The sequence below is a fragment of the Shewanella sp. MF05960 genome (genome assembly GCF_050849305.1).
In the GTDB taxonomy this organism is placed as follows: Bacteria; Pseudomonadota; Gammaproteobacteria; order Enterobacterales; family Shewanellaceae; genus Shewanella.
In genome coordinates this window covers 24,714-37,503 of sequence record NZ_JBOZPS010000017.1, presented here as the reverse complement: position 1 = coordinate 37,503, position 12,790 = coordinate 24,714, and the positions used below count along the sequence as shown (strand labels likewise).

Here is a 12,790-nt window from a genome sequence, read left to right as displayed (position 1 = left end):
GACTAACTTGATGACGAGCTCAATAACCCATTGTTATTAAAAAGTCATATTATGTGTATAGGTTACCTGCTTAAGCATAATAATCTATAGCAGAATGTAAACTCCTTGATGTATTTGTCATCAAGCTGATGTCTTGTGTTGATATTTCGTCCAATTGACCATCAGATGACTGGCCTTGATGTTCAGATGACTCTTGTTGCTGCTCTCGTCCGCTACCGCCTTGCGATACCTTGCTGTCGGTCAGTTGTAACCCTTCACTTGCAAGCATGTCACGTAAACGAGGAATAGCTTGCTCAACAAGATCGCGAGTTTGCGACTGCGCAACATGGAATTGCACTTGAGTTTGATCACCCTGAATTTGTATTTTTACCGTTAAATGACCTAGCTCTGGTGGATCAAGACGAATTTCGGCTTGCTGAATACCATTACTCACCATGGTGATTAACTGTTGCTTCATGACAGGAGAAAACTTTTGGATCATCTCCTGCATCTGGCTGCCCGCCTCCGACTGTGGCCTTAATGAGAGTTGAAATTGCGGTACCTCACTCTTGTGCACAGGCGTAAAGCTACTTTGATTTTGTAACGACTTATTGTCAACTTCACTGACATCAGCAAACATATCAAGTCCGTTATTGGCGGAGTTAACGTTTACACTAGATTCATTAGCACGCTTACCTGCAACAGAATCTAACACCACCGAAAAATCAGCTTTTTCTAAGGCTTTTACCTCAGCAGCAACAGGTTGAATATTACCATCGATCCGCGTTTTATCACCTAAAATAGCTTTAGCATCTGCAGCCAAAGTTGATGTCATATTCTGATCAGACTGAGAGGCGCTTAACTCCGCGCTGAATGATGATGCGATACTCGCACTCAGTGTCACTGAAGATGGGATTGATGTTAACTCAACATCCAATTGCGCCATAGTAGCGCCTTGATCTTTAACTCTCGCATTCACAACAAGCGCTTTATCTATCTCGCTTTGCTGGTAAGTATTAAGCACATTAACCGAAGTATCATCAATACTTTCAAGTTCGAGCTCAGCCATCGCTAAAATAGACTCATCCACAACGGGCATTTGTAAATTAAAATCGCTCACTAACTCACCTAATGCTTCAGCATCTAGTGCTTGTAATTCAGTGCGAGAAAGTTTGCTAAATGCCATTAAATTGGCTAATTGCTCGGGATTAAGCTCTGAGATAACGAGTGAAGATGAAGACGAAGGAGATAAATGAATTGTTTCGGTAAATAACTCATCGACATTGAATTCACTGCTTTTACTATCAAGAGAATCTAAATCAATTTGTTCAAACGTTAAGTCACCTAATGTATTTCCGATTACATTAGGCGAATTAAAAATGGGTTCTAAAGTGGCGCCCTGTTGCGTGTAAACACCGCTCTTATCGACATACGGCAATTCATTTCCGCCATGAGGATTACGCTTACCTAAAGTATCGGCCATCGTCAGCTGAGCAAAAATCATCTCTGCATCTGAATTTTCATCAGAAAGTTGCTCAGCTGTTTTATTGAGTTCGTTTTCGATATCGGCATCATATATTGGCACTTCGACATTTGAGTCTACGGTTTTAACGCTAGCATTTTTTACTTCTGCACTTGATTCGCTCGCCTGATTAAAAGTAGATAAGAATGACGTATTTTCAACATCTTGCTTGTTACCTTTCAAACCCACATCGGCAGATTTACTGCTATTGCTAAGTAAGATATTGCTCATCTGCTGCATAATCGGCTCCACTTAAATCAAATCAAGTTTGGTGAAATATCATCTCGAAAGGGGTCAATATCAAGTACGTTATGCACTGTCACATTGGTATGTAGATAACCCGACAGCAACTAACATGGACTTTAAAAATCCACTTAGTACTGTCACTTCGCTGACGATGTGTTTTTCTATGAACAGAATCAAGCAATTTAAGTGCCACTTGTTTAAAAACACTAAAGTTAAACATTGAGGCCAAAAACTGAGGTAAAAATAAGGTAAAAATACTAATAATCTAATGCTGACAATCTAATGCTGACAATCTAATGCTGATAATCTACTGCTGACAAGCAAACCTTGATAAATTCTGATTCAACAAACTACTTCATCTTCTGCCGAAAATATTGCTGCATCGCAAACTCATCAGACATTTTTTGTTCGCGTTTTGACTCAGCCATTTGCTCTTTGGTGGCTTTTTTAGCCAACAACATCTCAACCGCTTTACGCTTTTGTTGAGTCTCTTGCCAATGTTGCTGACGATAACCCACTTGTTTTTCACCGTCTTTAACCACGGCCACTTGTTGTAAAATGGCCTGATCAACCTGGCGAATAAATTGATGAAACTGATGATATTGATTAGCACGTAATGTGGTGCCGGTGTGGCCTTCCATTTGCTTCATGTAATCTAAGCGGTAATTATTTAGCGCATCAAGCTGCCCCTGGCGCTTTTGGCGTTCAAATTGAGCGGCTTTTAATTGCAACGCGGCTTTCTCTTCTGCGGCAACAGCTAATTTAAGTACGGTGACTAACGGATCTGTTTTAGCCATGGATTAACCTTGGCACTGCGCGGCAATTTGCGTCAGCATGAGTTTACTGTCATCAAAGCTCACAGGTTCTTTAAAGCCCTGACGTAAAAATGCATTCATTGCAGGCTGTAAACGAATGGCATTATCAATGCGCGGATCGCTGCCTTGTGAATAAGCGCCGATAGAAATCAAATCACGATTTTGCTGATACAACGAATACATTTGTTTTACACGACGCATCGCTTCTAGATGCTCACCACTTATCACCATTGGCGCCACACGACTAATAGAGGCTTCCACATCAATAGCCGGGTAATGCCCAGAGTCTGCGAGCTGGCGAGATAACACCACGTGGCCGTCTAAAATGGCACGAGAAGCGTCGGCAATCGGATCTTGCTGATCATCACCTTCTGTTAGCACAGTATAAAATGCGGTAATAGAGCCTTGACCAGGACCGCCATTACCCGCTCGTTCAACGAGTCTGGGTAATTTTGCAAACACCGATGGTGGATAGCCTTTAGTGGCTGGCGGTTCACCCACCGCTAACGCAACTTCACGCTGAGCCTGGGCATAACGGGTTAAACTGTCCATCAGCAATAACACGTCATAACCTAAATCACGGAAATACTCGGCAATACGCGTAGAGGTTTCACACGCGCGTAAACGCATTAATGGTGAAGTATCTGCTGGCGCGGCAACGACAACAGAACGTGCTCGGCCTTCCTCACCTAAAATCTCTTCAATAAATTCTTTAACTTCACGGCCACGCTCGCCCACCAGCCCAACCACAATAATGTCAGCGGTAGAACCGCGAGTCATCATGCCAAGGAGCACACTTTTACCGACACCAGAGCCAGCAAACAAGCCCATACGTTGACCTTTACCAACGGTGAGCATCGAGTTAATCGCTCTTACACCGACGTCTAAAGGCTCGGTAATCGCTCGTCGAGACAAGGGATTAATATTGGGTCCGTGACGAGCAGCTTGGTGGTCAGTATTCAATGGTCCTAAACCGTCTAACGGTGCACCACTGCCATCGAGCACTCGTCCGAGTAACGACATGCCTACATTTAAACTCGATTGCTCACCTAACGGTGTCACTCGAGCGCCTGGTAATACGCCGCGCAGCTCTTCAATTGGCATCAAGTACAGTAATTTATCATCAAAACCGACCACTTCAGCCACTAACTCGCCCACCATGGTTTCAATTGAACACAAGCTGCCTACAGGCGCACGACATCCAGTGGCTTCAAGGGTTAACCCGACAACACGCACTAATTGACCACTGGCCACAGGGCGCAGAGGCAACACTTTTTTGTGATGAACGCTAAATTTATTCAGCAACTGCTGTTGACGATGGTTCATCCATTGTCCTTAGCAGTATCAACATTAGTGGCATCAACATTAGTGGCATCAACATTAGCGGCTTCATCAACTCTCGCAGTATCATCAACACTAATCGTATCTGGCGTTATCGGGACTTGTTGTGATGGATCATTTACATTTTGTTGTTCATTAATGGCAGGCGATAAAGCCGCTTTCGCATGGCTATCTTCTATGCGATCGATTTGTGAAGAGTCCGTTTGTGATGAGTCAACTTGATCAACTGATGATGTACTCTCATCGTCAACATGAGCCTGCTCAGCAGATGCTTGCGTATAAGCAGCTAAATCTTCAACTTCAGATGATTGATAATTAGGGGTTGTAGTTTTTAACTGTTGGGCATTTTTAGTCAGCTGAGTGGCCTGCTCTTCAAGCTCAGTAAACACTTGATCAATACGTTGTTTAACCCGTAAGTCGACTGAAGAACGCACGCTTTCAATCATGCAATCACCGTTTGATAACGTCGGGTCGATATCGATTTGCCATTGATTTTTTAGCAGTTGTTCTGGCGGGTAGTTTTGCGACACGATATCGGCATCGTGCTGGTTTAAGCGTAGCTTAACCCTTTGCTCTTTTAACGGCAGTGCGTCAACACCTTGACGAAGTGCCGACAAAATATGCTCTGGATGGGTTTTTAATTCATGACCAATCACTGACTTAGCTAAACTCATTGTCATCGCCAGTAATTCCGCTTCAATCTCAGCGTCTAAAACAGATAACGGTTGTTCGAACTGAGCGATAAGCTGCGTGAGTTGCTCAACCAATTGGTTAACGGCTACTTGCCCAGCTTCAAGGCCCTGTTGTTCACCTTGAGTAAAACCTTCACTGTGGCCTTGCTCTAAGCCTTCTAAACGGCCTTGCTCTAAACCTTGTTGATAACCGTCTTGCTTGCCCTGCTCAAACCCTTCTTGTTCCGCAGCAGCGCGAATATCTTCAATTTGCGCCATGGTTGGCGGAGCCATTGATTTTTCAGCGGTCACAGGTTTGGTTTGGTAAGGCTCAGATGACTTACCAAACATATTAGAAGGATCTTGGCTTTTATCTCGCGTGATATCAGGAAGCTGCCAATGACTGAATTCAACTTCATCATCGACACTGAGGACATTTTTAGACGATTTGGATTCAGACATAATCAATCACTTGTATTGTTAGTAAATTAGCTATCGGAAATAACGGCACTCAAACGACCGATTATAAGAACTCGTCACCGCCACCACCGCCCAGCATAATTTCACCACTGTCGCTTAAGCGACGTGCAATAGACAGAATTTCTTTTTGAGCCACTTCCACTTCACTGATACGAATGGGACCCATGGCTTCAAGATCGTCACGCAATAATTCTGCAGCACGTTTAGACATATTGCCTAAGATTTTCTCTTTTAAGGCTTCATCAGCCCCTTTAAGTGCCTTCATCAGCACATCTTGCTGCACTTCACGTAACAAGGCTTGAATACCCCGATCATCAACATCAATCAGGTTTTCAAACACAAACATCATATCTTGAATTTGCTGCGCCATCTCTTCATCAGACTCACGCATGGTTTCCATAATCTGGCTTTCTACGCCGGTATCGAGGTAGTTCATAATGTTTGCAGCCGCTTTTAAGCCGCCCATTTTCGCCGCTTGTGCGCCACCTTGACCCGCAAATTGTTTCTCCATAATGTCATTCAACTCTTGCAATGCTGCAGGCTGAACTTCTTCAAGATTGGCAATACGCATCATTAAATCTAAACGAGTGTTTTCAGGGAACTGGCTAAAAATTTCAGCCGCTTGATCGGGTTCTAAATAAGACAACACAATGGTTTGAATTTGTGGATGTTCGTTTTGAATAATAGTCGCCACCTGGCGAGCGTCCATCCATTTTAACGAGTCTAGTCCTTTGGCACCGCTACCCATAATAATTTGTTCAATCAAATTACCGGCTTTGTCTTCGCCTAATGCCGCGGTTAACGCTTTGCGCACAAACTCTTCGCTGTTAAAACCAATTGAAGAGAATTTTTGAATATCATCTAAAAATAACTTGTGCACACCAATGACTTTTTCTTGACCAAAGTCATCCATGGCTGCCATCGCCATACCCACTTTTTGCACCTGCTTAGGCTCTAAGTGTTTTAAAATTGACGCGGCATCGGCTTCACTCAAACTGAGTAGCAAAATAGCGGTTTTTTCAACACCGGTTATCGACCCTGGGTCAAATGCAGCCGGTTTTGCCTTTTCTTTATCTTTTTCATTAGCCATTGTCTTGTAACCAATTCTTAACTACTTGAGTGGAAAGCTCAGGCTCATTGGCCACGAGTGCTCTAATTGCCTTAATCATATCATCATCTTTATGCAAATTAGGTATATGAATTGAACCATCATCGGCATAACTATATTCAGCTTCTTTAGTGTTGAGCATGCCCAGGGTGTCTGCGGCATATTGATCTTCAATTTCAGCTAACTCATGACCAGGTCGAGTGTCCGCTGGCATGTCGCTACCTTGTGGATTAGTGAGTTTTTTCAGCATTGGACGAACCACGGCTAAAAACAACACTAAGATCAATAAAGCACCTAACACTAATCTAATGGCGCGCCAAAACCAAGGCTGCTCCCACATGTCTGGCTCTGGTAGCGCTTCAATTAACTGGTCCATAAACGGCACGGTGACCACTTCAAGCGCATCACCGCGTTGAGTGCTAAAGCCCACCGCACCTTCAAGTAAACGACGAATATTAGTCATCTCTTCTTCTGTGCGAGGCACTCGAGACACTTGACCATTCTCATCAACTTGACCCGGTTTAAAGTCAATGGCAACCGACACACTCACCCGGCGCACTACACCAATTTGTTGGCGAGTATGGCTAATGGTGGTATCGAGTTCATAGTTACGAGTCGCTTCTTTAGACATATCGCCAGAGGCTGTTGACACACTGCCCGCTTCACCCGCCACTTGAGGAATGTCAGCTTCCATTGGTGGTTGATTACTCAACGCCCCTGGGATACCGCCAGAACTTTGACCCGACGAGTTACGCTCAATGGTCATTTCGCTGCGAATAGCCGGTAAATCAGGTGAAAAACGCTTAGCCGTTTGCTCTACCGCAGTGAAGTCCATGTTGACATCAACTTGCGAGGTAAAGTTTTCAGGGCCAAGAATAGGCATTAAAATCGATTCAATTTTGCGACGATATTCCGCTTCTTTTTGTTGTACCAGTTCAAGTTCGCGGCGCGCTCTAGCTGAGGTACCGTCCTGGCTACCAGAATTTAATAAACGACCATTTGAGTCGGTGACGGTGACGCGTGATGGCTCAAGACCTTGTACAGCAGAGCCAACAATATCAACAATCGCGTCAATTTCTTCCTGGCCTAATCCGCCACGGCGTACATTAACCACAACCGTTGCACTTGGCTTTGATGCATTGCGGGCAAAAACGTTTTCTTTTGGTAGGGCTAAAATCACTTTCGCGCGGCTAATGCTTTTAAGCTCTTCAATGGCGCGAGCCAGGTTTAACTCCTGGCTGTGCTTTAAACGCGCTTGCTCCATACGTTGGCTCACACCAAAACCACTGTCCTGACTTAAATAATCATTGGCTTGAGTGCTGCTTTCAATGCCTGCGCGGCTTAGGAGTAATTTTACTTCTTGATATTTGTCTTCAGGCACTTTGACAACATCAACATTAATTTGATAATCAATTTGGCTTTTATCCAGTACATCAAGTACCTGGATCATTTCAGCCGTTTCCATTTTACCCAATGGACGATATTCCGGCTCTTGTGCCCACATCATCACAAAAACAGCCAATGCAAGACACACAGCTAAAGCCAAAATCATGATCACCTGGCGCATCATGTCAGCCCCGCCGACGTTGCCCATTAGCCCAGACTTGTTCTCCTGCTGGACACCGGCGTCAACTGTTGAATCTGAACCTACCATTATGTCTGTGCTCACAATATGTACCTGCTATATGTCTGATGTTTGGGATTACCTAGCGCTTAAAACCGACAGCGGCTAAACAGGCATACTCATGATTTCTTTATACGCTTCAACTAACTTGTTACGCACTTGCACGGTGGCTTCAAATGCCACACCGGCTTTTTCACGCGCAATAACGGTGTCAGACAAGCTCACAGTCGTGTCGCCCATGTCTAAACGTGAAGCTAAACTCGATGATGTTTGTTGCAGTCCATTCACGCTACCTACCGCTTGCGATAACAGCTGGCTAAAATCAGCGCCAGTGGTGTTATTCACTTGCTGAGTTAAGTTAGGGGCAATTGATGAACCAATAGAAGGGGCGATTTCGCCACGAAGCGATTGCATTTCTTGTAATAATGGATTGGCGCTAATCTGCATGGTGTCACTCCCTTTCGTCGACTTTTTGACGACAACAATAATCTTATAAGGAGTTAAAGCAATATAGATGCCAAGATGTAAAACAGAAGGGATAACATCAACAAAACCAACTTACCTACATATATGCAGATAAGTTGGTTTTTATTTAAATACTTTATAGTCAGATAGTTATAGATTTAATAACAACATTACGCGGGTAATTGAATACCCATGTCGCGCATTTTTGCCATTTTATAACGCAACGTACGCGCACTGATCCCGAGTTTCTCAGCGACCATTTTCCGACTCCCCTGACATTGATTCAGGGTTTCTAAAATAATCACGTGCTCTTGCGCTTTAAGCTCATCGCCTAACCCTTCAACATCACCAGACTTATCAACATCGAGGATATCGTTAGATAATAGGTTTACGTCTGCAGAATCAATAATAATGTCATTGACGCCAATATCGTCATTCACGCGTAAAATCAGCGCACGTTGAATCACATTATCGAGTTCACGCACGTTACCCGGCCAACGATAAGTTAATAAACGTCGAGTAGCGGCATCATCAAGTTTAGGGACTGACGTCATATTTAAGGCTTTAGCATGCTTAGCCAGTAAATGGCGCGCCAGCGGTAAAATATCCGCAGGGCGTTGATGTAATGCAGGCCAGGTTAACGGAAACACGTTAATACGATAGTATAAATCTTCTCTAAACTCGCCAGATGTTGCCATGGCTTTAAGGTCGCGGTTTGAGGTCGCTAATACGCGTACATCTAACTTAATGGTTTTACGGCCGCCTAAACGCTCTACTTCACGCTCTTGCAATACTCGTAATAATTTGGCTTGTAAACCAAGCTCCATTTCCGATATTTCATCGAGTAATAGTGTGCCGCCCTGGGCCTGTTCAAATTTACCCGGGCATGCTTGATACGCGCCGGTAAACGCGCCTTTCTCGTAACCAAATAGCGTGGCTTCGAGCATGTTTTCAGGAATAGCCGCACAGTTAATGGCAATAAACGGCTGTCCATTACGCTGGCTGTGTTGATGAATATAACGTGCTAACACTTCTTTGCCTGAGCCACTTGGGCCCATAATCATCACCGAAGCTTCAGACACTGCAACACGTTGAGCAAGTGCCAATAACGCCAGGCTTTTGTCATCGGCTACCACAGGTTTATCGTGATGTTGCTTTAACGGCAAATAACGAGACACTTGATTGAGTAGCACTTCTGGCGCAAAGGGTTTGGCGAGGTAATCGACCGCACCTAACTTCATCGCACTAACCGCGCTGTTAATCGTGGCGTAAGCCGTCATCAACAATACCGGTAATTTAGGTTGGTGCTGCTGTAAATAACCGAGCAACCCCATACCGCCGATGCCGTCCATTTGCACGTCACTGATCACCATATCAAACTGGTTGGCTTTTAAGGCGATAATCGCCTCTTCAGCACTGCCAACATCAACGCACTCATAGTGAGCTAACAACAAGGTGTCGAGTAATGCCTCGCGTAAATCAGCATCATCTTCAACTAATAGAATATGTGCTTCAGCCATGTGTCACCTCCTGATGATGTGCTTTTTTGGCATGTGGAAAAATCAATCGAATATGGCAGCCCATTCCGGGTTTGCACGATAACTGAATGTGTCCGCCATGATTGCGTACCACAGACTGAACCACTGCTAACCCAAGGCCTGTGCCCTGACTTTTGGTGGTAAAAAACGGCTCTAGCACTTGCTTTTGCATGGCAGGGTCTAACCCTTTGCCATTATCAATCACATCTAATAATAGTCCGTCAACGGTTTCACTGGCAGACACTTTAATTTTTGTCGCGCCTGCTTCAAGGCTGTTCATCACCAAATTGTTCACCGCAGAACTTAACGCATTGGCATTGGCTAACATCCTCGAATGCGAAGTGTCTTGTGCTTCTAACTGACACTGCTTTTTGTCTGCTATAGGCTCACAGTTAGCCATCACTTGAGTGATAATATCATCCATAGTCACCGACTCTGCCATGCTGTCCTGACGACCTCTGGCCATCAGTAACATGTCATTAACTTGACGCTCTAATTCGTTTAAGCGGTCAACCAACTTAGATTGAAACTTGCTTCGCGCTGCATCGGTTAACTTTGGGCTAGCCAGATTTGAGGCATACAACAACGCCGCCGACAACGGCGTACGCACTTGATGCGCCAGGGTTGCGACCATTTTGCCTAAAGACGACAAACGTTGTAAATGAGATAAATTCTTTTGTAATAAACGGGTTTCAGTTAAATCGGTAATAACGATTAACTGCCCAGGTTCTGGTGCTAACGGCGTAATCGCCAATTTAACACGGCGACCATTTTTTAAAGACACTTCATGGCCGTCATCGTCTTGCGGCGCAAAGGCGCGGTGAATAATGTCAAACCAACGCGCCCCTTGTAGCGGACGCCCTAATAGCTCTGTAGCCACAGGGTTTGCTAGCGTCACTACGCCATCACCATCAATAATCACCACGCCTGATGGCATAGCCTGAAGAATATGCGCCATTTGATTAGACATATTGGCAGCCTTACTTGAATAATCGCTTACAACCGGCGTAAATACCGGTGCTTTCGCATGCGCAATGCTTTGACGTATGGCACTCTCACTCGGCCTATAATCAGCATGAGCCTCAGCCGCTGCATAAGGTGTGGCTGTAAGCGGAGTGGCAATAAGTGGGGTGGCAGAAAGCGATGCTGTCATCGGCAACTCAACCTCCGCTCCACGCGGATTTGATAACACTCGAGCTGAATACATGGCCACTCCGTCAAAAGAATTACATTTGAACTGGTGGATGCATTTAGTGTGCCAAGGCGAGGATCTATGATTAAGGGGGGGCTAGGAACTCGCAGGCTCGCCTGAGGGCGGACTGCGTCCTGCTAGGTTCTAGGTGCTAGGGTGGACTGCGTCCTGCTAGGTGCTAAGTGCTAAGCAACACCTGGATCCCCGATAAAAGCACTCGAGGATGACGTGCGCGGTGGTGCTAGTTCTAGAAGCAAAAAACACATCTGTGGATGTGTTTATAGGTTAATTGCTAATGACGAATCAAAGCAATAATCAGCTATTGGTTATTCTTTGCTCATGCCGTATTTACGCATTTTTTCAACGAGGGTGGTTCGGCGAATGCCGAGCATTTCGGCGGCGCGGGCGACGACATTGTCTTGTTGCTCTAATGCCTGGCGGATCATGTCGATTTCAAGCTCAGCTAGTAGGTCTTTAAGGTTGACCCCTTCAGGCGGTAACTCGCTTGGGAATCGGGTTTCAGGAATATCTACAGGCTCTTCATCGCTGAATATCGATGCGAGTGCATCGCGTTCGAGTTGCTCTTCGCTAATTTCAACGCAGTATTCGGGTACATCAATGTAACGGTATTTATGCGGTAAATCGTTTACATCAACTAGGCCGCCTGGATACAGAATCGTTAACCGTTCAATCAAGTTAGACAATTCACGGACGTTACCGGACCAGTTATGTTCTTTTAACGACTCAATGGCGCGTTGGGTGAAGCGTACTTTACCGCGGCCTTCGTTAAAGACGCGATTCACTAACTCGTGTAATAACAAGGGTACGTCGTCACGACGCTCACTTAAGGCTGGCATTTCGATTGGGAATACATTGAGGCGGTAATATAAATCTTCACGGAATTCATTTTCAGTGATCATGGTTTCTAAATCACGATGGGTTGCCGCTACAATTCGCACATCGGTTGCAATGGTTTTACTGCCACCGACGCGCTCAAACACCCGCTCTTGCAATACACGTAATAACTTAACTTGCATTTGCAATGGCATGTCGCCAATTTCATCTAAAAACAGTGTGCCGCCTTCGGCAAGCTCAAAGCGACCTTTACGGGCAGATATCGCGCCAGTGAACGAGCCCTTCTCATGGCCAAACAATTCACTTTCAAGCAGTTCTGGCGGAATAGCACCACAGTTAACCGGAATAAACGGTCCATCACGGCGCTCAGACAAATAATGAATATTACGCGCCACCACTTCTTTCCCGGTACCCGACTGGCCTAAAACCAGCACGGTAGCATCAGAGCCAGACACCTGATTGATTAAATGTCTTACGTTGGCAATGCCTTCGCTGCGGCCGACTAGGCTGCGGAATAATTTGGTTTGATTGCCACTGGTTAAGGTGTGTTCTCGTTTGGCCTGGCCAAAAACCTGACAAAAATGCAGTAACTCAGTTAATTGCGGGTAATTTACCGGCTCTTCTATCTGCCCTAGCACATTAGACAAATGGATCTCAGATTCGCCAAGCAACAGCATAGGTTGCCAGGGCGCTATCGCGGAAATATTTTTAATGCTCTCTACGCTGATGTTGTCATTAACAATCACTACGGCACGAAAACGCGATTGCTCAATTAACGGCAATAAAGATTGATGAGAGACTATTTCGCATTGCTCCCCCAGGAATTCGAAAATGCAGCACAAACGAGTCACGCGCTCTGATGGGGTACCGACAATTAACATTCTTTGTTCTATTTGCATCATTCAGAAGGCCAAAAGCTCTTGTTATAGGTTTTTATCCAGGATGATTATGCCA

10 protein-coding genes are annotated in these 12,790 nt (G+C 45.0%); all 10 read right to left on the bottom strand.

The genetic code is table 11. The features are described from left to right. Positions 1 to 70 precede the first annotated feature (70 nt). Positions 71 to 1,741, bottom strand: coding sequence for a flagellar hook-length control protein FliK (locus ACROAE_RS15970; protein WP_432403517.1), 1,671 nt, complete (start codon positions 1,739 to 1,741; stop codon positions 71 to 73). Between the two features lie 356 nt (positions 1,742 to 2,097). Beyond that, positions 2,098 to 2,544 (bottom strand): flagellar export protein FliJ, encoded by a 447-nt coding sequence (gene fliJ, locus ACROAE_RS15965; protein ID WP_432403515.1) that lies wholly within the window; start codon positions 2,542 to 2,544, stop codon positions 2,098 to 2,100. A 3-nt stretch (positions 2,545 to 2,547) separates the two neighbouring features. After that, positions 2,548 to 3,888: a flagellar protein export ATPase FliI gene (fliI, locus tag ACROAE_RS15960; protein WP_432403513.1), complete on the bottom strand. Its 1,341-nt coding sequence runs from the start codon at positions 3,886 to 3,888 to the stop codon at positions 2,548 to 2,550. After that, positions 3,885 to 5,036: a flagellar assembly protein FliH gene (fliH, locus tag ACROAE_RS15955; RefSeq protein WP_432403511.1), complete on the bottom strand. Its 1,152-nt coding sequence runs from the start codon at positions 5,034 to 5,036 to the stop codon at positions 3,885 to 3,887. The genes fliI and fliH overlap by 4 nt, the downstream gene beginning before the upstream one ends. Before the next feature lie 61 nt (positions 5,037 to 5,097). Continuing rightward, positions 5,098 to 6,144: a flagellar motor switch protein FliG gene (gene fliG / locus ACROAE_RS15950; RefSeq protein WP_432403509.1), complete on the bottom strand. Its 1,047-nt coding sequence runs from the start codon at positions 6,142 to 6,144 to the stop codon at positions 5,098 to 5,100. Further along, entirely contained in the window at positions 6,137 to 7,819 is a 1,683-nt protein-coding gene (gene fliF, locus ACROAE_RS15945) for a flagellar basal-body MS-ring/collar protein FliF (protein ID WP_432403617.1), read from the bottom strand. The genes fliG and fliF overlap by 8 nt, the downstream gene beginning before the upstream one ends. 72 nt (positions 7,820 to 7,891) lie before the next feature. Continuing rightward, positions 7,892 to 8,233 (bottom strand): flagellar hook-basal body complex protein FliE, encoded by a 342-nt coding sequence (fliE, locus tag ACROAE_RS15940; RefSeq protein WP_160054603.1) that lies wholly within the window; start codon positions 8,231 to 8,233, stop codon positions 7,892 to 7,894. 188 nt (positions 8,234 to 8,421) lie between these two features. Beyond that, positions 8,422 to 9,771 (bottom strand): sigma-54-dependent transcriptional regulator, encoded by a 1,350-nt coding sequence (locus ACROAE_RS15935; RefSeq protein ID WP_432403507.1) that lies wholly within the window; start codon positions 9,769 to 9,771, stop codon positions 8,422 to 8,424. Next, positions 9,764 to 10,996, bottom strand: coding sequence for a sensor histidine kinase (locus ACROAE_RS15930; protein WP_432403505.1), 1,233 nt, complete (start codon positions 10,994 to 10,996; stop codon positions 9,764 to 9,766). The genes ACROAE_RS15935 and ACROAE_RS15930 overlap by 8 nt, the downstream gene beginning before the upstream one ends. A gap of 311 nt (positions 10,997 to 11,307) precedes the next feature. Further along, entirely contained in the window at positions 11,308 to 12,738 is a 1,431-nt protein-coding gene (locus ACROAE_RS15925; RefSeq protein WP_432403503.1) for a sigma-54 dependent transcriptional regulator, read from the bottom strand. Between the last annotated feature and the right edge of the window lie 52 nt (positions 12,739 to 12,790).

Coding starts and splice junctions, on each gene's coding strand:
- fliG (WP_432403509.1), bottom strand. CDS start 6,144: ATGGCTAATGAAAAAGATAAAGAAAAGGCAAAACCGGCTGCATTTGAC.
- ACROAE_RS15970 (WP_432403517.1), bottom strand. CDS start 1,741: ATGCAGCAGATGAGCAATATCTTACTTAGCAATAGCAGTAAATCTGCC.
- ACROAE_RS15930 (WP_432403505.1), bottom strand. CDS start 10,996: ATGTATTCAGCTCGAGTGTTATCAAATCCGCGTGGAGCGGAGGTTGAG.
- fliH (WP_432403511.1), bottom strand. CDS start 5,036: ATGTCTGAATCCAAATCGTCTAAAAATGTCCTCAGTGTCGATGATGAA.
- ACROAE_RS15935 (WP_432403507.1), bottom strand. CDS start 9,771: ATGGCTGAAGCACATATTCTATTAGTTGAAGATGATGCTGATTTACGC.
- ACROAE_RS15925 (WP_432403503.1), bottom strand. CDS start 12,738: ATGATGCAAATAGAACAAAGAATGTTAATTGTCGGTACCCCATCAGAG.
- fliJ (WP_432403515.1), bottom strand. CDS start 2,544: ATGGCTAAAACAGATCCGTTAGTCACCGTACTTAAATTAGCTGTTGCC.
- fliE (WP_160054603.1), bottom strand. CDS start 8,233: ATGCAGATTAGCGCCAATCCATTATTACAAGAAATGCAATCGCTTCGT.
- fliI (WP_432403513.1), bottom strand. CDS start 3,888: ATGAACCATCGTCAACAGCAGTTGCTGAATAAATTTAGCGTTCATCAC.